At 59.3% G+C, this 21,472-nt stretch carries 16 protein-coding genes; 6 read left to right on the top strand and 10 right to left on the bottom strand.

Annotated features, from left to right (window positions below; translation table 11 throughout):
- The first annotated feature begins 152 nt into the window (after positions 1-152).
- Positions 153-2,210 carry a DEAD/DEAH box helicase gene (locus tag D3P04_RS14800; protein ID WP_119750243.1) on the top strand — a complete coding sequence of 686 codons (2,058 nt, stop codon included), beginning with the start codon at positions 153-155 and terminating at the stop codon, positions 2,208-2,210.
- Positions 2,211-2,215: 5 nt separating this feature from the next.
- The gene (gene lnt / locus D3P04_RS14795) at positions 2,216-3,799 is read left to right on the top strand and encodes an apolipoprotein N-acyltransferase (RefSeq protein WP_119750242.1); all 1,584 of its coding nucleotides are present in this window, start codon (positions 2,216-2,218) and stop codon (positions 3,797-3,799) included.
- Here lnt and D3P04_RS14790 read toward each other — a convergent pair.
- Together D3P04_RS14790 and D3P04_RS14785 are read right to left on the bottom strand one after the other, a co-directional pair.
- Entirely contained in the window at positions 3,777-4,715 is a 939-nt protein-coding gene (locus D3P04_RS14790) for a magnesium transporter CorA family protein (protein WP_220475359.1), read from the bottom strand. The genes lnt and D3P04_RS14790 overlap by 23 nt on opposite strands.
- A gap of 269 nt (positions 4,716-4,984) precedes the next feature.
- The gene (locus tag D3P04_RS14785; RefSeq protein WP_119750240.1) at positions 4,985-7,486 is read right to left on the bottom strand and encodes a GcvT family protein; all 2,502 of its coding nucleotides are present in this window, start codon (positions 7,484-7,486) and stop codon (positions 4,985-4,987) included.
- A gap of 171 nt (positions 7,487-7,657) precedes the next feature.
- Here D3P04_RS14785 and panC point away from each other — a divergent pair, with 171 nt between their 5' ends.
- A complete protein-coding gene (panC, locus tag D3P04_RS14780) occupies positions 7,658-8,530 on the top strand; it encodes a pantoate--beta-alanine ligase (RefSeq protein WP_119750238.1) in 873 nt (290 codons plus the stop codon).
- Between the two features lie 123 nt (positions 8,531-8,653).
- Positions 8,654-9,466 carry a 3-methyl-2-oxobutanoate hydroxymethyltransferase gene (gene panB / locus D3P04_RS14775; protein WP_119750236.1) on the top strand — a complete coding sequence of 271 codons (813 nt, stop codon included), beginning with the start codon at positions 8,654-8,656 and terminating at the stop codon, positions 9,464-9,466.
- Positions 9,467-9,513: 47 nt separating this feature from the next.
- Here the strand turns inward: panB and D3P04_RS14770 are convergent, their stop codons facing one another.
- A complete protein-coding gene (locus tag D3P04_RS14770; protein ID WP_119750234.1) occupies positions 9,514-10,698 on the bottom strand; it encodes an MFS transporter in 1,185 nt (394 codons plus the stop codon).
- 25 nt (positions 10,699-10,723) lie between these two features.
- A complete protein-coding gene (locus tag D3P04_RS14765; protein WP_119750232.1) occupies positions 10,724-11,731 on the bottom strand; it encodes a 2-hydroxyacid dehydrogenase in 1,008 nt (335 codons plus the stop codon).
- 190 nt (positions 11,732-11,921) lie between these two features.
- Between D3P04_RS14765 and D3P04_RS14760 the strand changes: the two genes are divergently transcribed.
- Positions 11,922-12,542 (top strand): SH3 domain-containing protein, encoded by a 621-nt coding sequence (locus tag D3P04_RS14760; RefSeq protein WP_232845024.1) that lies wholly within the window; start codon positions 11,922-11,924, stop codon positions 12,540-12,542.
- Positions 12,543-12,552: 10 nt separating this feature from the next.
- On the opposite strand, the gene D3P04_RS14755 is transcribed toward D3P04_RS14760, so the two are convergent.
- The 4 genes from D3P04_RS14755 to recA all read right to left on the bottom strand — a co-directional run bounded on the left by D3P04_RS14755 (position 12,553) and on the right by recA (position 17,218).
- On the bottom strand, positions 12,553-12,903 hold the full coding sequence (locus tag D3P04_RS14755; RefSeq protein WP_119750231.1) for a hypothetical protein: 351 nt from the start codon (positions 12,901-12,903) through the stop codon (positions 12,553-12,555).
- 73 nt (positions 12,904-12,976) lie between these two features.
- Positions 12,977-13,270 (bottom strand): DUF1330 domain-containing protein, encoded by a 294-nt coding sequence (locus D3P04_RS14750; protein WP_119750230.1) that lies wholly within the window; start codon positions 13,268-13,270, stop codon positions 12,977-12,979.
- A complete protein-coding gene (gene alaS / locus D3P04_RS14745) occupies positions 13,267-15,924 on the bottom strand; it encodes an alanine--tRNA ligase (protein ID WP_119750229.1) in 2,658 nt (885 codons plus the stop codon). The genes D3P04_RS14750 and alaS overlap by 4 nt, the downstream gene beginning before the upstream one ends.
- A 229-nt stretch (positions 15,925-16,153) precedes the next feature.
- Positions 16,154-17,218, bottom strand: coding sequence for a recombinase RecA (gene recA / locus D3P04_RS14740; RefSeq protein ID WP_119750227.1), 1,065 nt, complete (start codon positions 17,216-17,218; stop codon positions 16,154-16,156).
- A 240-nt stretch (positions 17,219-17,458) separates the two neighbouring features.
- Between recA and D3P04_RS14735 the strand changes: the two genes are divergently transcribed.
- Positions 17,459-18,046, top strand: a complete 588-nt coding sequence (locus D3P04_RS14735; RefSeq protein ID WP_119750225.1) for a sulfotransferase family protein — start codon at positions 17,459-17,461, stop codon at positions 18,044-18,046.
- 10 nt (positions 18,047-18,056) lie between these two features.
- Here the strand turns inward: D3P04_RS14735 and D3P04_RS14730 are convergent, their stop codons facing one another.
- Entirely contained in the window at positions 18,057-20,165 is a 2,109-nt protein-coding gene (locus D3P04_RS14730; protein ID WP_182912884.1) for an ATP-binding response regulator, read from the bottom strand.
- Positions 20,166-20,256: 91 nt separating this feature from the next.
- The gene (locus D3P04_RS14725) at positions 20,257-21,399 is read right to left on the bottom strand and encodes an RsmB/NOP family class I SAM-dependent RNA methyltransferase (RefSeq protein WP_119750221.1); all 1,143 of its coding nucleotides are present in this window, start codon (positions 21,397-21,399) and stop codon (positions 20,257-20,259) included.
- Positions 21,400-21,472 lie beyond the last annotated feature (73 nt).

Genomic DNA, 21,472 nt, shown 5'->3' with positions numbered 1-21,472 from the left:
CGGTTTAGTCTAGCGAGTGCTTGCCCGCATCCGGCGGGCTGGCCGAGGGGGCGTTCGAATTTGCGTCCCATGACCGCCGCAACGCGCCGTCCGGGCGCGCGGCATGGAACGCAACGCGCAGTTTCTGCGCGGTATCTTGAAGAAAGTCCCCGATGACGAAATTTTCCGACCTGAAGCTTGACCCCAAGGTTCTGAAAGCCATTGCAGATGCAGGCTACGAGAACCCGACCCCCATCCAGGAGGGCGCGATCCCTCCGGCGCTCGAGGGCCGCGATGTGCTGGGGATTGCTCAGACCGGAACCGGCAAGACCGCCAGTTTCACCCTGCCGATGATCACCTTGCTGGGCCGTGGCCGGGCGCGGGCGCGGATGCCCCGCAGCCTGGTGCTTTGCCCCACGCGGGAACTGGCCGCTCAGGTCGCCGAGAATTTCGATATTTATGCCAAACATACCCGGTTGACCAAGGCATTGCTGATCGGCGGCGTCTCCTTTGGCGAACAGGACAAGCTGATCGACCGCGGCGTGGATGTGCTGATTGCCACTCCGGGCCGTCTCCTGGACCATTTCGAGCGCGGCAAATTGCTGCTGACCGGCGTTCAGATCATGGTGGTGGATGAAGCCGACCGGATGCTGGATATGGGTTTCATCCCCGATATCGAGCGGATTTTTCAGCTTACCCCTTTCACGCGCCAGACATTGTTCTTCAGTGCGACGATGGCGCCCGAGATCGAGCGTATTACCAATACCTTCCTGCATGCTCCCGAGCGGATCGAGATCGCACGTCAGGCGACTGCCAGCGAAACCATCACGCAACGGCTGGTCGAGATCACACCCACCCGCAAGGATCAATCGGCCAAACAGAAACGCGAACTTCTGCGCGCCCTGATCAATGCAGAGGGCGATGGCCTGAAAAACGCCATCATCTTCTGCAATCGCAAGACGGATGTGGATATCGTCTCGAAATCGCTGGCGAAATACGGTCATGACGCCGCCCCTATTCATGGCGATCTGGATCAAAGCCACCGGACACGGACACTGGAAGCCTTTCGCGAGGGCAAGCTCAAACTGCTGGTCGCATCGGATGTTGCCGCGCGGGGGCTGGACATTCCGGCGGTCAGCCATGTGATCAATTACGACCTGCCCAGCCATGCCGAGGATTACGTTCATCGGATCGGCCGCACGGGCCGGGCGGGCCGGTCGGGAACCTCGATCAGCATCGCCACCCCTTCGGATGAGAAATATCTTGCGGCGATTGAAACGCTGCTCTCCAAACAACTTCCCCGTGCCGCGCTTCCCGAAGGTTTCGAACCCTCTTCCGCTGCGCAATCCGCCCCGAAAGGGAACCGGGAGGGTCGCGGCGACAAGGGCGGTGCACGCAGACGTAACCGTCGCGACGACAATCGCCGTGATGACGGCAATAAGCAGGATCGCCCGGAAAGCCGGCAGGCCGATGCAGAGCGTAATAGCCCTGTTCAGGACACAGCGCCAAGACCGCAACGTGGCAACCAGCAGCGAGACGATCGCCGCCGTGCGCCCCGCGAAGATCGCGGACCTGCGATCGTCGGCATGGGCGATCATGTCCCGCAATTCATGCTGGCCAGCCTTTTCATCGAGAGTGACGATCCGACTGATACAACGGATGTGACGGACACGACCGAGGAAACGCCGCAAACGGATAGCGCCAGGCAAGAAACGAAACCGAAGCGCCGAAGCCGCAGGACCTCGAAATCAACGGCGAAGGCAAGCGGCGCCCCGGAAAGCGCAGCTCCTGACGCACCCTCGCAGGTTGACGATCAGGCGGCGCAAGCTGCCATCGAATCCGCAACGCCTTCTGGTGATCCATTGGAAAATCAGGAAAATGCGCCGGTTGAAGCGCAGCCTGAAACACCGCCCGCCGCCGACGCGCCGAAGCTGCGCAAGCCCCGTGCGCGCAAACCCAAAGCGGCTGCCGAAACCTCTGCAACAGAAGCTTCCACGGATAGCGCCTCGGAATCTGCCGTCGAGGATGCGCCCAAGCCAAAACGGACAAGGCGCAAGAAGCCCGAGCCAACCGTTGAGACGGGGGCCGAGGAAAGCGCGGACAAAACATCCGAGGACAAACCCAAACCCCGCGCAACCCGCAGCAGACGCAAGAAGCCGGAAAGCACGGCCGAACCGGCTTCCGATACGGTTTCCGGCGGTTCCGCGACCTCGGACCCGTCCGAAAAGTAACATCCATGCCAGTTCAGCCGCGCGACCGGGAATTCTCGACGCGAACCGGTTCGGATCGCCGCCGGAAGCTGATCCGCATCCTGCCGGAAATCCTGCTTGGTGCGCTTGCCTCAATCGGGCTTGCTCCTCTGGGGATCTGGCCGGTTGCACTCGGGGCGCTTGCCCTGCTGATCTGGCGAATGGCGCGTGCGGACCGCCCTGGCCTTGCGTTCCTGCAGGGACTCGGAGGCGGTTTCGGCTGGTTCGCCTGCAGCATGTTCTGGATCGTCGAGCCATTCCTCGTTGAACCTGACCTTTATGGCTGGATGGCGCCGTTTGCACTGATCCTCATGGCTTTGGGCGGCGCCTTGTTCTGGGCCTTGCCTGTCTGGATCGCTGCACGGCTCTGCCCCGGCGCTATCACCCGGACAATTGCGATCGTCGCTGTCCTGACCCTTTCCGACTGGCTGCGCGGCTGGATATTCAGCGGTCTGCCTTGGGCATTGATCGGGCATATCTGGATCGGCACGCCAATTGCGCAGATCGCCGCATGGACCGGGGCAATCGGGTTGACCGCGCTGACTCTTGTGGCAACCGCCCTGCCCTCGGCGCTTTGGCGTCAGGCTGATAACCGTGTTCTGACCAATCTGCCCGCCATGCTGCCGTCACTGGCCCTGATTGCAATTTTCTGGGGGGCCGGGATGGCGCGGCAGGCCCAGCCCTTGCCTCCGGACACCGATCTTCAGCTGCGCATCGTTCAGCCGAATGCCGAGCAGCACCTGAAATGGAATCCGGAATGGTCGCATCTGTTCTTTCAACGCCTGCTTGACCTGTCGGCCGAGCCCGGCAGCCGCGATGTCGTCATCTGGCCCGAAACGGCGGTGAATTTCCTGCTGAACGACGCGGACGATATCATGCCCGCGATGTCGCACGCGGCCGGAGCACCCTTGATCTTTGGCATCCAGAGGCGCGAAGAAAGCCGATATTACAACAGTCTGGTGGCGGTAGCTCCCGACGGGGACGTGACTGCGGTCTATGATAAATTCCATCTTGTGCCCTTTGGCGAATATATCCCCTGGGGCGATGAGCTTGCCCGGCTTGGAATCGGAGCCTTCGCCGCGCAGCAGGGAAACGGCTATACTGCCGGGTCCGGCCCGACTGTCATGTCGGTATCCGGCCTTCCGGCGTTTCAGCCGCTGATCTGCTACGAGGCGATCTTTCCGCAGCATCTGCGCGGGCTGGAAACGCGTCCCGAATGGCTGTTGCAGATCACCAATGATGCGTGGTTCGGAAAGCTTTCCGGTCCATATCAGCATCTTGCGCAGGCGCGACTGCGTGCCATCGAAACCGGATTACCCCTGGTCCGGTCGGCCAATACCGGGGTCAGTGCGGTTATCGACGCACATGGCGATATCCGCGCCGAGCTTTCACTGGGTCAGGTCGGCAAGCTCGACGCGGCACTGCCCGGTGCTCTGCCTCCAACCCTATGGCTTAAATGGGGTTCGGCGCCCATCGTGATCCTTGCGCTTTGCGCACTGATCGCAGCGATATGTTTCGGGCGCAGACCAATGCGCAGATGCAGAGCGATTAAAGCCAGCCACGACGCTTGAAATAGACATATGGCAGGATTGCCGAAACGATCATCAACCCGATTGCAAATGGATAACCGACGAGCCAGTCCAACTCGGGCATATGCGTGAAGTTCATCCCATAGATCGAGGCAATCAGGGTCGGGGGCAAAAAGACTACGGCGGCAACCGAGAAAATCTTGATGATCGAGTTCTGCTCGATATTGATCATGCCCAGCGTCGCATCCAGCAGAAAGGTGATCTGCTGCGAAAGAAAGCCAGCATAATCTGCCAGTGAGCGGATATCCCGTGACAGGGTCTTGATCCGCTCGCGGATATCCTTGCCGCTGCGGCGCTGCTGCATCAGATGACTGAGAAATCCCGCCATCCGGTCGAAACTCACCAGACTGTCGCGTATCTTCGAGGTCAGGTCGCCTTTCTGTCCGATATTTTCCAGTACCTCCTGAAAATCATGGGTCCGCGTCGGCTTGTCGGCCCTGTGGCGGAATATCTTGCGCGAGATTGCATCGATTTCCTGACCGTCCCGTTCAAGAATATCGGCAAGCCGGTCAACGGTGGCCTCAAGCAGACCCAGCAGGATCCCTTCGGCGGTCTCGCAACCCATGGGAATTTTTTCGGCCCTTGCCGGAAAGGTCCGGAATGAACGCGGCTCGTGGTAGCGGACGGTAATCAGATGCCGATTCGTCAGAGCGAAGGTAACCGGATGCATTTCCGGTTCGCCCGTATCGGTCTGCGAAGGCAGAATCACCGTCATGAATGCTGCGCCATTTTCAAGATAAAGCCGCGAGGATATCTCGATCTCTTCCATTTCCTCTTTCGTGGGGACATCGATTCCGGTCAGATTCTCGACCAGGCTTTTTTCATCAGGCATCGGGCCGACAAGGTCGATCCAGACCAGATTCTCCGAAAACTCCTCCCGATCGGAAATCAGGCTCAAGCAACCGTTTTCATTATGGAATCCGCGAATCATTACGCCACCTTTCGCTGTCGTTTCCGCCACGCGGGGTGGCAGCCGTTCTCCGGTCATCACCATCCTGCGAGATGCTGCTTATCCCAGTTATATCGGGATTCCGACGTGAAAATGACAATTTACGGCGCGTGGGGCCAGAAACCCGCCCCATAGTCTATGACAATGTTGCCGGGAAGCTGCGAGGGGCGTGACACCCGCCCCATCGCATCAACATCACTTCACTGCGCGGATCATATTTATCCGTCCAGGCGAATCCGTTCATTCTGCGGATCGAACGGGCTGTCCTCGGTTACCTCGGCATCCCAGAACTCGCGGAACATCCGAAGTTTCAGCCGGGTTCCCGGTTCGGCCAGTTCGGGACGGACATAGCCCATGCCGATCTGCTTGCCGAAAGCAACCGAATAGCCACCCGAAGTCAGGCGTCCGATCTTTTCACCATCGGCAAACAGTGCCTCACGCCCCCAGGGATCGGCGTCATCCGGCCCGTCGATCAGCAGCGTCACGCATTTGGATCGAATACCGGCAGCCTCCATCGCCGCCTTGCCACGAAAATCCTTGGAAAGATCGACGAACCGGTCCAGCCCGCCCTCAAGTGGCGTGGCGTCTCGGCCAAGTTCAGTCCCGAAGGCGCGATAGGATTTCTCCTGACGCAACCAGTTCTGTGCGCGAGCACCAACCAATTTCATTCCCGACGGTTCGCCCGCTTCCATCAACCGGTCGAACAGGTGGTTCTGCATCTCGATCGGATGATGCAATTCCCATCCCAACTCGCCGGTATAGGCGACCCGGATCGCCTGAACCGGCACCATGCCCAACTCCACCCGTTTCATGGAAAGCCAGGGGAAGCGCTTGTTCGACAGCGCCGTTTCTGGCTGCGCATCCCGGATCAGCCGTGCAAGCACCTCACGCGAGGACGGTCCGGCAATGGCGAATACGCCCCATTGAGTGGTGACATCCTGAATGCTGACAAATTCGCCGCCCGCAGTCATGAAATCCTCGGCGGATTTGATCAGGTTATCCTGATCATAATCCGTCCACGCGCCCGCCGAGACAAGATAATAATCATTCTCGGCCCGCCGCACGATAGTATATTCGGTCCGGGTGGTTCCCGCATCGGTCAACGCATAGGTCAGGTTGATACGCCCCACTTTGGGCAGCTTGTTGGTGGTCAGCCAATCAAGAAACGCGGTCGCACCCGGTCCCGTCACGACATGCTTGGCGAATGCAGAGGCATCTATCAGCCCGGCGGTATTCCGCACCGCTTCGGCTTCGGCCTTTGCGTATTCCCACCAGCCACCGCGCCGGAAACTGCGGGAATCGTGATCAAAGCTTTCTGGCGCATCAGCGGGGCCGTAGTAATTCGGCCGTTCCCATCCGTTCACACAGCCGAACTGCGCCCCACGCGCCTTCTGCCGGTCATATGCCGGAACAGTCCGTAACGGACGGCAGGCCGGACGTTCTTCATCCGGATGATGCAGGACATAAACATGATCATAGGCCTCTTCGTTCTTGCGGGCCGAGTATTCCGTGGTCATCCAGCGGCCGAAGCGGCGCGGGTCCAGCGTGGCCATATCGATCGCGGCCTCGCCCTCGGTCATCAGCTGCGCAAGGTAATTCCCGGTGCCGCCCGCCGCCGTGATGCCAAAGCTGAAGCCCTCGGCCAGCCACATGTTCCGCAGACCCGGCGCAGGCCCGACAAGCGGATTTCCGTCAGGCGTATAGCAGATCGGCCCGTTGAAATCGTCCTTGAGCCCCGCAGATTCCGATGACGGGATGCGGTGCAGCATGGACATATATTCTTCCTCGATCCGGTCCAGGTCCAGCGGGAACAGATCCGCCCGGAAGGTCTCGGGCACATCATACAGGAACCGCGCGGGCGCATTCTTCTCGTACGGGCCAAGGATCCAGCCGCCGCGCTCTTCCCGGACATACCATTTCGCATCGGCATCGCGCAGCACCGGATGCTCGGGATTGCCGTCTGCGCGCCATTTGGCAAGCTCCGGATCCGTATCCGTGATGATATATTGATGCTCGACCGGGATCGCGGGAATGCGGATGCCCAGCAACCGTGCCGTCCGCTGCGCGTGGTTACCCGTGGCGGTCACGACATGTTCGGCCCTGATCTCGAACACATCGCCCGACGGCACCAGATTGCCGCCCTTCTCGATCATCTTCTCGCAGGTCACGACCCATTCATCGCCTGTCCAGTGATAGCCGTTCACCTGAATCTTGCGTTCGATCTGGCAACCCGCCATCCGCGCCGCCCGCGCCATGGCCTGGGTCACATCTGCGGGGTTGATATAACCGTCTGTAGGATGGAAAATCGCGCCCTTCAGATCATCTGTCCGCACCAGCGGCCAGCGCTCCTTGATCTGAGCGGGGCTAAGGAACTCATGCTCGATCCCCACGGTTTCAGCAGTTGCGGAATACAGCATATATTCATCCATCCGCTCTTGCGTCTGCGCCATCCGCAGGTTGCCGCACCGGGTAAAGCCGGCATTCAGGCCGGTCTCATCCTCAAGCCGCGCATACAGTTCGACCGAGTAATTATGAATATGGCTGGTCGCATAGCTCATGTTGAACAGCGGCAGAAGCCCTGCGGCATGCCATGTCGACCCGGCGGTCAATTCGTCACGCTCGACCAGCAACGTCTCCCACCCGGCGCGGGCAAGATGCAGGGCAATGCCGCAACCGACCGCACCGCCTCCGACGACAAGAACCTTCACATGCGATTTCATGGCACGTCTCCTCTGCCCGCGAATCCTTTCCTGTTAGTGCCAGAGCGAAATCCTTATGGATCCATCCGCCCGACCATTGGCAGCAAAAAACGACATGCTGCAACGCAGCACTTGTCTTGAAGGCTTTCTGCGCGATAGATTGCGCCCTGCGTCAGCCGGGAAGGGGAATGAATGCAGATTTGCCGCAACAAGCAGGCCATGCGTGAATGCAGGTCGGAATGGCGCAGCACGGTTCAGCCCGTCGCCCTGGTTCCAACGATGGGAGCCTTGCATGACGGCCATCTGACACTTGTCGCACGGGCGCGGGACTGGCTGAACGAACGCGGCGGCGGTAAATTGATCACCTCGATCTTCGTCAACCCGACCCAATTCGGCCCGAATGAGGATCTGGACAAATATCCGCGAGATGAGGAAAACGACCTGCGCCTGCTGCGGGCTGCGGGTTGTGACGCGGTGTTCATGCCAAGCGCCGAGGATGTCTATCGTCCCGGCAGTCAGACCATCGTCGAGGCGACCGCGCTTTCACGCATGCTGATCGGCCGGCTTCGTCCGGGCCATTTCCGGGGCATGACGACGGTCGTCACCAAGCTGTTCAATATCACCGATTGCGATGCCGCGACCTTCGGGGAAAAGGATTACCAGCAGCTTACGATCGTCCGGCAAATGACCGCGGATCTGGATATGCCGGTCGATATCATCCCGGTCCCCACCGTGCGCGAAACCGATGGCCTTGCCATGTCGTCGCGAAACCGTCGCCTGAGCGCACAGGATCGCGCTGCGGCACCGGTGCTGAATCGCGCCCTAGACCGCGCGCAGGAACTAGTCGAGGCGGGCGCGACCCTTAACGCGCTGCGGCACGAGATCCGCAAAACGCTGGCCACCGAACCGCGCGGCGATATCCAATCCATCGACATCCGCGATGCCGCCGATCTGTCGCGCATCAACAACATCACCCGCCCGGTGGTCATTCTTCTTGCCGTCCGCTTCGGCGACGTGCTGCTGATCGATCAGCGGGTTGCCCGCCCCTTGCCAAATCCGCAATAAACGGAGGGGGTACCGGGGATGACGGCCCCTGCCGCAAGCCCCCTGACATTCGCATATCCGTCCGAGACATCGCGGCTGCATCCGCAGATCTCGGCAATTTGCATCTGGAGGAGAATACCGCCCATGTCTGTACACGCCCCGGTCAAACGCATCACCGCCCCCGACATCGCCTCGCGCAAGGGGGACGCCACGCCTATCGTTGCCCTGACCGCCTATACTGCCCCGCTCGCCGCTTTGGTCGATGAGCATGCCGAAGTGATCCTTGTCGGCGACAGTCTGGGCATGGTCATTCACGGCCTGACCTCGACCGTGGGCGTCACGCTCGAGATGATGATCATGCATGGACAGGCGGTCATGCGTGGCGCCCGGCGGGCCATGGTGGTGATCGACATGCCTTTCGGCAGTTACGAGGAAAGCCCTCAGCAGGCCTTCCGCAACGCCGCACGGATCATGGCGGAAACCGGCGCAGGTGCGGTCAAGCTGGAAGGCGGAAGCCGCATGGCGGATACGGTCCGCTTCCTGGCCGAGCGTGGGATCCCGGTCATGGGTCATGTCGGGCTGACCCCGCAGACCACGAATACGATGGGCGGTTTCAAGACCCAGGGCCGCGATCAGGCGGACTGGCCCGCCCATATCGCCGATGCGAAGGATGTGGCAGAGGCCGGCGCCTTCAGTGTCGTGGTCGAAGGCGTGGTGGAGGATCTTGCGGACCAGATCACCGATGCGATTGCGGTCCCCACGATCGGCATCGGAGCCTCGGTCCGTTGCGACGGCCAGATACTGGTGCTGGACGATATGCTGGGCCTGTCCGGCAGAGTTCCCCGCTTCGTACATAAATTCGGAGATCTGGGGCCCCGTGCATCCGAAGCGATCGCCAGCTATGCAAGAGCCGTCCGGGATCGCAGCTTTCCGGGCGAAAAACAGGTCTACCGTTAGCCCCGATCCAGCCCGCGGATATTCACCACACCGAACCGCATCATCTTTCAGGTGGTTGCGGCCGCGCTGTCATCATCCGCAAAGTCAGCGGTCCGTGCCAGCGGCGACATCAGAAGCGGCGCAAGCAGCAGCGCGGCAAGACCCAGATAGATGGTCGAGAAACTCATGCTTTCGGCAAGAAAGCCGATGCTGCCCGGTGCCAGAAGAATTCCGGAATAACCCATCGTCGTCACCACCGACAGTCCGACTCCCGGCGCCAGCAATGGCAGATTCCCAGCGGCCGAGAACATGATCGGCACCAGATTGGCGATACCCAGCCCCGCAAATCCGAAACCCATGATCGCGACCAAGGGCTGCTGCGCCATGCCCGCAATTCCCAGCCCCGCAATCGCGATCGTCGCACTGATCCGCAAGGTTGTGACCGCGCCCAGTTTCTGCCGCAGAAAATCACCCAGAAAACGCAGAACCGCCATGGTCGCGGCGCAGGCCGCGAATGCCCATCCGGACAGCGACAGCGACGCGCCCATCTCGCGCTGCAGATAAACCGCCCCCCAGTCCAGAATCGCGCCTTCGGGGATCATGCAGCACAAAGCCATAATGCCGATGATATAGGGAAGTGGCGAACGGGGAAGCCTTAGCGGCATTCTCGCCTCGCGTTCATCAGGCGCATCCACCAGCATACGTGGCAGCGCAAATGCCAAAACCGCGCAGAATGCCAGCGTGGCCAGAATCGCGTGACTAGCCTCGCCCAGTTCGGACAGGGCGACACCGCCCAGCCCTGCTCCGACGACGCCGCCAAGGCTCCAGAATCCGTGGCAGGACGACATGATGGCCCTGCGGCGAATCCGCTCGACCGCAACCGCGTTGGCGTTCATCGACACATCCATCCCGCCCATGAATCCGCCAAAAAGCAGCACCGCGATCATGACAAGGATCAGGTTGGGCGCCAGCGTCATCAGCAGCAATGTCGGCACGCCCAGCAGAGCAGACAGCTTCACGGCCCGCGCCGAACCATGCCGCGCCGTCATCGCGCCGAAAACCGGCATGAGCGAGATCGACCCCAGACCAAGGCACAGGACCACCATCCCGGCAGTGCTTTCGCTGATCTCAAGTCGTTCCATCAGAACCGGCAGTTTGGGTGCCCAACTGCCGATCATCATGCCATTGGCAAAGAAAAGCGCAGATACGGCCGTTCTGACCGAGCCGGCTGCTCGGTTAATCCCGACGGACATGCATGCCTCCGTATCGTCCTCTGAGTTAAAGCATTCCCGGCACGACCAAATCCGGCGGCCGATGCCCGTCCGCAAAGGTCTTGACGTTGATGATGACTTTCTCGCCCATCTCGTTACGCCCCTCGACCGTGGCCGAGCCCATATGCGGCAACAGCACGACATTCGGCTGATCGCGCAGGCGCGGATTGATTTCGTGACCGTGCTCGAACACATCCAGCCCGGCACCCGCAATCTCACCGGCACGCAGCATCCGCGTTAGCGCGTTTTCATCGATCACTTCGCCACGCGAGGTATTCACGACCACCGCGGTCGGCTTCAGCAGCTTCAACCGCCGGGCATTCAACAGGTGGAAGGTCGAAGGCGTATGCGGCGCATTCACGCTGACGATATCCATCCGCGCCAGCATCTGGTCGAGACTTTCCCAATAGGTCGCCTGCAAGTCGTCCTCGATTTCCGAGCGCAGGCGGCGGCGATTGTGATAATGCACCTGCATCCCGAAGACATTCGCCCGCCGCGCCACGGCCTGCCCGATCCGGCCCATGCCAAGAATGCCAAGCCGCCGCCCGCCGACACGCCCGCCCAGATGCGCGGTCGGTGCCCAACCCTTCCAGCGGCCTGCCTGCATCTCGGCCAGCCCCTCTGGAATGCGCCGGGTGACGGCCAGAATCAGGGCAATGGTCATATCCGCCGTATCCTCGGTCATCACGCCGGGAGTATTCGACACCAGAACCCCACGCTGCCGTGCAGACATTACATCGATATGATCCACCCCTGCGCCGTAATTGGCGATCAGCTTCAGCCGTTCTCCGGCCTGCGCCAGCATATTCGCGTCGATATGGTCGGTCACGGTCGGCACCAGAACGTCACATTCCTTCATCGCCGCGGATAATTCCTCGCGGGACAATTTGCGATCATCCTCGTTCAGATTGACATCGAACAATTCTTTCATCCGCGTCTCTATCGGCTCTGGCAGGCGGCGGGTTACAGTGACCCGAAGTTTCGGGCGCGACGATGTCGGGCTGGTTGCTTGCATGATTGCCTCACTTTCTCGAAACCGTGCTGCAGGCGCACTTCCATTGCCGGGCGGCTTTTGGCAAACTGCCCGCGTTGCGGGGCAGGTACAAGACCCCGATCCGTCCGAACCCGGCAAAATCAGGCAAGAGCCCGGGGAGGCGCATGAATTTGACGGCCGCATGTACCGGCCAGGCAGGAACGGAGAGCGGATGACAAAAAGCGCGGTTATAGGAAATATAATCGCTGTGGCTGCGGCTATGGCGGTCTGGTCGGCACATGGCATGGCTTTGGCAGAGATTTCCGGAACGGGCAGCGGTTCCGGTCAATCCCCCGACCCTCATGTTATCCTGGCGCAAAGCGAACTTCCGGCAAATGCGAAGATCGACCGCAATGCCGGAGAAGAGCGTGGCTCCGTCACGAACCTGCCACTCCCGCGTTATGTCAGCCTGAAGGGCAGCGAGGGCAATGCCCGCCGCGGCCCCAGCCTGTCACATCGCATCGACTGGGTCTTCCGCCATGCGGGCATGCCGCTGCGCGTGGTGGCCGAGTTCGGCCATTGGCGGCGGGTCGAAGATAAGGACGGTGCCGGTGGCTGGATCCATTACGCACTGCTGTCCGGCGTTCGCACCGCAGTTGTCGTACAGGACATGGCCGAATTGCGCGCCCGCCCCAACCCGGATTCTGACGTCGTCGCACGAGCCGAATCCGGTGCGATCGTCAAGCTGGGCGAATGCAATCCGGACTGGTGCAGCATTTCCGGCGGAGGTGAGCGCGGATGGGTGCCAAAAACCGATATCTGGGGCGCCGATCCGGGCGAAATCCGTGAATGATACCGGCTCTTTACGAACAGCGGTGATAATCGAACCGCTGATCCGCTTCGCTCATGCTCAGCAGGTTTCCACTGCTTTTCAATGTCACGTTCCGCTCGAAGGTTTCGCCTTCCCCTGAACAGATCAGAGTCGCCTGCAGCCCTTCGGCCCCGGTGGTTCCGGGCTGCATCCGGCACAGGGATTCGTAGAAACGGAATTGATCGCCGGATATGGTCAGCCGGGTAACCGAGGAATTGTCACCACAGGCTGCGGGATCAAGATTGAATATCCCGTCCGCAATCTCGGGGCGGGGCAGTTCCTCGACACATCCCGCAAGTAGAGCGGCTACGGTTATCGCGCAAATCACTGAAATCCTGTGCATGATCCGTTTCCTCCCTGAACTTGATCCGTTTTCAGCCGTCCCGATCATCCTACCGTCACAGCAGCCGGGCAGATCACGCCGGCGCAGATTCTTCGACGATCACCAGATCACGTTCTGACGCACCTTTCGCATGGGCCAGCGCAGCCTGATATTCGGGACTCTCGTAACAGGCGACAGCAGCCTCGAAACTCGGGAAGCGGGCCACGACATTACGGGACCTGTCATTGCCCTCCATCTGCCGATATCGCCCGCCACGAGCCAGAAAGACCCCGCCATGGGCAGCAATCGCAGGACCCGCCGCTTCGGCATAGCGACCGTAAGCCTCGGCATCGGTCACATGGACATGAGCAATCCACAAGGCAGTCATACGGCATCTCCTATCAGTTTCTCGACGTCCGAAAAGGCCCGATCCGCGGCATCCAGACTGGGCGCGCCACCCTGTGCGCGATCAGGACGTCCGCCGCCACCCTTTCCGCCAAGCGCAGCGGTAGCGGCCTGAACCATCGAAACGGCGGTGATGCGCCCGGTCAGATCCGATGTCACCCCCGCCGCCACGGTCGCCTTGCCATCCGTCTCGGCCAGAACCAGAACCGCACCGCTGCCCAATTGCGCCTTCATTTCATCGACAAGCGGGCCAAGCTCCTTGCCGGAAACGCCTTCGACTTTCCGCCCCAGGAATTTGATGCCGCCGATCTCCTTCGCATCAGCATCGCCGGCCCCACCCATTGCAAGCTGCCGTTTGAGCTGGGCCACCTCATTGGCAAGCGCCTTGCGTTCATCGGAAAGAGCGCGAACCCGGTTCACGACATCCCCGGCCTGCGCCTTGAGGATACCCGCAATTTCGCCAAGCTGACGGTCCGAATCCCGCAGATGCGCCAGTGCCGCCTGCCCGGTCAGTGCCTCGATCCGGCGCACCCCGGCAGATGAGGCGCTGTCGGCAAGCAATGCAAAAGCCCCGATATCGCCGGTGCGCGCGACATGCGTGCCGCCGCAAAGTTCCAGCGAATAGGTCTTGCCATCATGCCCCTTGCCGCTTCCCTCCAGTTGACCCATCGACACCACGCGAACCTCATCGCCGTATTTCTCGCCGAACAGGGCTTGAGCGCCGATCGCGCGCGCGTCATCGGGTGTCATGATCCTCGTCTCGACCGGTGCGTTCTGGCGAATGAAGCGGTTCACCTCGGCCTCGACATTCGCCATTTCGTCGGGCGTGACCGCATGGTTATGGCTGAAATCGAAGCGCAACCGGTCCGGCGCGTTCAGACTGCCCCTTTGTGCGACATGCTCGCCCAAACTCCGCCGCAGGGCCTCGTGCAGCAGATGCGTGGCCGAGTGATTGGCCCGGATATCTCCACGCCGGTCATGATCCACCGCAAGCCGGGCGCCCTGCCCCCGTTCAATGTTGCCCAGCGTGACTTCAGCGATATGGATAAACACTCCCGCGACCTTTTTCGTATCGGTGATCCGAGCCGCGCCGGTTTCGGTCTTGATCAACCCGGTATCGCCAACCTGCCCACCCGATTCCGCATAGAAGGGCGACTGATTCACCACGATCTGAATCTGCTGGCTTTCGTCCGCCCGTCCGATCTCGGCCCCGTCCCGGACCAGCGCCATGATCTGGCCTTCTGCCTCTTCGGTATCGTAGCCCAGAAACTCGGTCGCGCCATGTTTTTCGGCCAGATCGTACCAGATCGCCGCATCTCTGGTTTCGCCGCTGCCGGCCCATGCCGCGCGGGCCTTGGCCTTCTGCTCGGCCATGGCCTTGTCGAAACCTTCGGTATCGACCGCCCGGCCCTGTTCACGCAGCGCATCCTGCGTCAGATCAAGTGGGAAACCGTATGTATCGTAAAGTTTGAACGCCGCCTCACCGGGAAGATTGGCGCCTTCGGGCAGTTTCGTCACTTCATCATCCAGCAGCCGCAGCCCGCGATCCAATGTCTGCCGGAAGCGGGTCTCTTCGCTTCGCAGAGTCTCTTCGATCAATGCCTGCGCGCGCCTTAGTTCAGGATATGCTCCGCCCATCTTTTGCAGCAATGCCGGAACCAGCCGGTACATGACCGGATCCTGCGCGCCCAGCATATGCGCATGCCGCATCGCCCGCCGCATGATCCGGCGCAGCACATAGCCGCGGCCTTCATTCGAGGGCATCACGCCATCCGCAATCAGGAAACTGGTCGAGCGCAGATGATCCGCGATGACCCGGTGATGGACTTTGCCGGGCCCGTCGGGATCGCTGCTGGTCGCATGGGCGCTTGCCTCGATCAGGCTGCGCATCAGATCGGTATCGTAATTGTCGTGCTTGCCCTGCAAAAGCGCGCCGATCCTTTCCAATCCCATGCCGGTATCGATCGACTGCATATCGAGTTCGCGCATCGAGCCGTCCTCGAACTGCTCGTTCTGCATGAAGACAAGGTTCCAGATCTCGATGAACCGGTCGCCATCCTCATCCGCGCTGCCCGGAGGTCCACCCCAGATATGATCGCCGTGATCAAAGAAAATCTCGGTACAGGGACCGCAAGGACCCGTCGGCCCCATCTGCCAGAAATTGTCGCTGGTCTTGATGCGGATGATCCGGTCGTCCGAGAGGCCCGCGACTTTCTTCCAGATATTCGCCGCCTCGTCGTCGGTATGATAAACCGTGACCAGCAATTTATCTTTCGGAATGTCGAAATCCCGGGTCAGAAGCTCCCAGGCATAGGGAATGGCGTTTTCCTTGAAATAATCCCCAAAGCTGAAATTTCCCAGCATTTCAAAGAATGTATGATGCCTGGCAGTATAGCCGACATTGTCCAGATCGTTATGCTTGCCGCCCGCCCGGACGCATTTCTGAGATGTCGTCGCGCGGGTGTAATCGCGCGTCTCGACCCCGGTGAACAGGTTCTTGAACTGAACCATGCCCGAATTGGTAAACATCAGAGTCGGATCATTCCGCGGCACAAGCGGGCTGCTGTCGACGACCTGATGACCGTTTCTTTCGAAATAGCTCAGGAAAGTGGATCGGATGTCGTTCAGACTGGGCATATGGGGCCTTTTCGCAAAACATTCGCGTCAACCCGGTCAGAGCCGGGCCGTTCTACGGTCTAGCCCCAGCCAATGCGGCTGTCCAGCGATCCTGTTCATGCCCCCATGATTTCCGATATTGCGGAAATCGCAGATCATCCATGATTTCCGGGCGCCGGTTTCCGCCATTCGCGCGGCGGTCCCGCGCCCGGAGTTTATCTATTGCACGTCAGCTTTTCGCGGGACAGGGTCAATCCTCGCTCAGAACCTCATCTTCGCCGGACGCGAAATCAAGCCCGTGACTTGCCCGGATCTTATCCTCCAGCGCAAGCGCGACATCGGGATGGTCGCGCAGATATTGCTTGGCATTCTCGCGTCCCTGTCCGATCCGTTCGTCACCATGCGAATACCAGGCGCCCGATTTCTCCACCACGCCGGCCTTCACGCCCAGGTCGATCAGCTCTCCGACCTTGCTGATCCCTTCGCCATACATGATATCGAACTCAACCTGACGGAAAGGCGGCGCAACCTTGTTCTTGACCACCTTCACCCGCGTCGTATTGCCGACCACTTCATCACGATCCTTGATCGAGCCGATGCGGCGGATATCCAGACGCACGGATGCGTAGAATTTCAGTGCATTTCCGCCTGATGTCGTTTCAGGGCTGCCAAACATCACGCCGATCTTCATGCGAATCTGGTTGATGAAGATCACCATGCAGTTCGAACGTCCGATACTGGCGGTCAGCTTGCGCATTGCCTGGCTCATCAACCGGGCCTGAGCGCCAACCTGATGATCACCCATATCTCCTTCGATCTCTGCCTTTGGGGTCAGGGCCGCAACCGAATCGACCACCACCATGCTGACCGCGCCCGAGCGCACCAGCGTATCGACGATCTCAAGCGCCTGCTCGCCCGTATCAGGCTGAGAAATCAGAAGCTCGTCCAGATTCACGCCAAGTTTGCGCGCATATTGCGGATCAAGCGCATGTTCGGCGTCCACGAATGCGCAAACACCGCCTTTTTTCTGTTCTTCCGCCACGGCATGAAGGGTCAGGGTAGTTTTGCCGCTGCTTTCAGGGCCGTAGATCTCGATGATCCGGCCCTTGGGCAGACCGCCGATCCCCAAGGCGATATCAAGCCCCAGTGAACCCGTCGAGGTCGATTCGATCTCGGCCACGGGATTGTCGGCCCCCAGCTTCATGATGGAGCCCCTGCCGAACTGCCGTTCAATCTGGGCAAGCGCGCTGTCCAGGGCCTTTTGCTTGTCCGCGCTGCGTTTGTCGTTCATGTCCACGATGCTCGCCATTGCCATAATCTCTTGTCCTTATTTCATAGCCCCGCTTGCGGAGCAATCTGCCCGATAGTCCAGATGTTCACTTCTTGTTCTAATTTTTAATGCGTCATAATCAAATGTTTTTCAAGTCCTGATTGTCTTTCGCGATTGTTCCCCTGCCCATCATGATCTCTATTCCTCAAGAAAAGATTTACATCCTGCCTTTGCGCCGATATCCCGGCTCTCGCCATCCCAAGGGAGGCGAAGAAAGGTATATTTATGCTGATTTTCTGGGAACAACGGCTTGTATTTCTGGCCACCCCAAAAGCCGGTTCGACCGCAATTGCCATGGCACTCGAATCCTTGGCGACGACCTCGATCCAACGACCGGCATCGATGAAACATACTGACATCGCGACATTTCACAGGCATGTTGCCCCGTGGCTTGCAGCACAGACAGGAGCCGAATTCACCACGGTTGCCCTGATGCGGGAACCGGTGGATTGGCTGCGCAGCTGGTATCGCTTTCGTCTCCGCGACGATCTGGACGATCCCGAACATCTTATGGACGGCGTCAGTTTCGAACGCTTTGCAAAGCTTTACGCCGAGGAAGATGGGCCGCAATCGCTTGGCATCGGCAGTCAGGCCCCCTTCCTGCAGACGAACGAGCATCGGGTGGATCGAATCTTCCGTTACGAGAATATCGGCGGATTCGTGGAATTCCTTGAAGACCGGCTGGATTGCGCAGTGGAATTGCCGCGGGCAAACGTCCCGCCAACCGTGGATGTCGAATTGTCATCCGAACAGGAAGAGCGTCTGCGCCAAACCATGCAGGAGGATCTGCAGCTTTACGCGGCAATCGAGTAACGCTTGCGCCCTATCGCCCGGATGCTCCTGCGATTACGGGCTCTGCAAGCTGACCCTGAACCACCTGCACGAGCTCGGTCAGCGTGAATGGCTTGGCCAGAAAAACCGAATGCGGCACCGGTAACTGATCGTTGCCAAAGACATCTTCCGAATAACCGGACATGAAAACCACTTTCGTCCCGGGCCGATCCTCCAGCGCCAAGCGAACCCAACCTGGCCCGTCCATTCCCGGCATGATCACATCGGTCACGAAAAGATCAGGCGTGAATTCGGCATCGGCAAGCAATGCCAGCGCTGCTTCCGCACCATCGGCTTCATGCACCTCATACCCTTTCAGATTCAATGCACGCGCCGCCACAGCACGGACCGAGGCTTCATCTTCGACCAGCAGAATCGTCGCCGGTCGATCGGGAATTACCGGAAAGACAGCACCGGGGCTATCCGGGCTCGCTGATGGTTCATATTCGCCTTCCGGCTGCGCCGGGAGATAGATCGAAAAACATGTCCCACGCCCCGGCTCACTGTCGCACAGGATATGGCCTCCGGTCTGCCGCACGATGCCATAAACGGTCGAAAGCCCCAGACCGGTCCCCTCGCCAACGGCTTTGGTGGTAAAGAATGGCTCGAAAATCTTGCTCATGTTTTGGGGTGAAATCCCGCAACCGGTATCAGTGACAGTTATGCAGACATATTCCCCGGCAGGCAGCGTATTTCCTTTCTGCATCAATGGCATGTCCAGAATCCGATTTTCGGTGGCAAGCCTGATTTCGCCACCCTCGAGCATGGCATCACGTGCGTTGACGACCAGATTCATGATGACCTGCTCCAGCAGCCTGCGATCGGCACGGATCGGCTTTAACGATGGGTCATGACTGATCTGAAGCGAGGCGCGCCCGCCGACAAGTCGATTCAGCAGATGCGCCAGATCGGCAAGAATATCGCGAAGATCAAGCCGTTCGAGTTTAAGTGTCTGTTTTCTCGAAAAGGATAAAAGCTGTCCGACAAGCGCGGCTGCACGGTTGGCGTTCTGACTGATCTGATCCAAATCGGCATAATCCGTATCGGATTTGTCATGTCGCAGCATCAACAGATCGCAATGCCCACGAATAGCGGTAAGAAGATTATTGAAATCATGTGCGATTCCGCCGGCAAGTTGTCCAATAGCCTGCATTTTCTGACTTTGAACGAATTGCGCCTCAAGTGTCTTCAACTCGCTTGCATCGGTCAGGGCCATAAGGACATCCGAGGAATCCGATGCCGTTGGCGATAGCGCAATCTGGATATAGCGCCCCGTCATATCGGGACATTCAGGAGAACGCAGACGCAACATCTCTGTTCTGTCTTCCACCCGCCTGGACATCATATCGTCCAGCCAGCTTCCGGCAGATTGATTCAGATCATCAAAAATATCACCTAAACAAATGATATTTTTTGATTTATCTGAAATAAAATCTCGCAACAAACGCCACGCGGCAGCATTGGCATAAAGGATATGCCCGTCAGATGTCAGACGAAGCAGAGCAACCGGAAGAAGCTCCAAATCTTCAAGATTATTCTGATAATATGATGTAAATAAATTATTTTTATTTATATCATCAGGATAATTTATCGACCAGCGCAATTGTGCCGGCCCAGGTGTCCACCTGACCACGAGTGCAATATTCTCGCATAGCATGATCTCGGCCATACCGTCCCGGATGGCCTGGGCCGACCAGTCCAGACGCGCACCGTCGCAATCTGCACGAAATTTGGAAATCAAAACATTGATATTTCTACCCGTAATATCCCCAATCTCGCCCAGGGTTGCAGCGTTTTGCAAGAGGACCTGTCCGTCCGGATCGCAGACCCAGATCGGCCCCGCCGCCGCCTCGATCTCGCGCCTTGTGACGGCAAGCGCCCGGCGCTGAAGGATGTGGCGTGAAAGATGCGCAATGGCAAAAGCACCGCCGATCCAAAACCAGCCTATCGCCACGCAGGCGACAAACATGGTGATTTTCCCGCGCCCTGCCTCGGGTAAATAAAACAACATGTTGAATGGAAACAGTGCCGACACCAAAAAGAGTGGAAGCAACCATCGTATATTGCGGGAAGGGCCAAGGAACACTTTGGAACTGGTCATACAAATCATACCCCCACAAAGTCGGATGGCCTGGCTTTGCGGTTAAACTGTTAAAATTTCCTTAATCGAGAAAATCCCGATAGCACAACCTTTAGTTGTTAATCAATAACGAAAGAAAAAAACCGTCACTTGCGGTCAGCGGTGTCCAAAGCATTGATGAGATCTGCGTGAAGTGATCATGACGAGACATGAAGGCTTCGACATTCCCTCTGTTTTCTGCCTCGAAGAGTGAACAGGTCATATATGCCAGATGACCGCCAGGCGCGACGAATGCAGCGGCTTTATCGAGAATTTCGGATTGAATTTCAGTTAATTGCTGCAATCTCTCGGATGTCAGGCGCCATTTCGCGTCAGGTGTGCGCCGCCATGTGCCCGATCCGGAACAGGGAACATCCGCAACGACCAGATCAAACTTTCCCACGGGCATCGATACCCGTTCGATCCGGGCGCCGGCCCTCTGTGCGCGCTTCGGAAGGTCTGCCATCCGCTTCGGTTCAGCGTCATGTGCGAAAAGCCGGATGCCCGGTTGGCGTCCGGCCAGGGCCAGCGATTTTCCACCGCCGCCAGCACAGTAATCGAGAACCCGGTCGCCTTCCTTCAATGGCAGCGACGCACAAGCCAGTTGTGGCGACAGATCCTGAAGCTCCACCAACCCGCCGCGATATGCCCGGCTGTTAGCGATACGACGCTCACCGCTGGAAACACGAAGCGCTTCGGTCAGTTGCAACGCCGTCTCGGTTTCTATCCCGTCCTGTTCCAACACGGACCGAGCCTCGGACACCGTCGCGAGAAGCGGGTTCACGCGCAGCCAGACCGGGGCGCGCTGTCCCATTTCCCGGGCGATCAAACCCGCATCCGGGCCAAGCGCCTCCCGCCACAAGGGCATCAGCCAATCAGGCAAATCCGTGGAAGTCACCTTTTGTTCGGTTCTCTCATGCGCATTCAGCGGCGCAGGCGCATAATTCTTCCCGGTGAAATGAAGATCGGGATCCTGCCCGGATTCCCGACAAAGGCCAATCATCAGACCGCGCCCGGACAAGGCCCCGCCGCGATCGGCAAGCGTGTTCCTGCGGCGCAATGCCTCGTAAACCAGATCCCGGACCGCTGCCCGGTCTTTCGAACCGGCATAGCGGCTATTCCGCGACCATCTGAGCAAGGCCTGCTCGGCCGCTTGCCCATCCAGAATCCAGTCCAGTACCCCGATAGCCGCACTGATCCGTGCCGAAGGAGTCATGCCCTGTCTCTCTGGCGATATGAGCTATTGCGACCTGAAGAGTTCATGAACATCTATCCCCGTCACGCGCCCA

The organism is Paracoccus onubensis, from assembly GCF_003591515.1.
In the GTDB taxonomy this organism is placed as follows: domain Bacteria; phylum Pseudomonadota; class Alphaproteobacteria; order Rhodobacterales; family Rhodobacteraceae; genus Paracoccus; species Paracoccus onubensis.
Note: the sequence above shows the minus strand (reverse complement) of the source record. Positions and strands in the feature narration are given on the sequence as shown.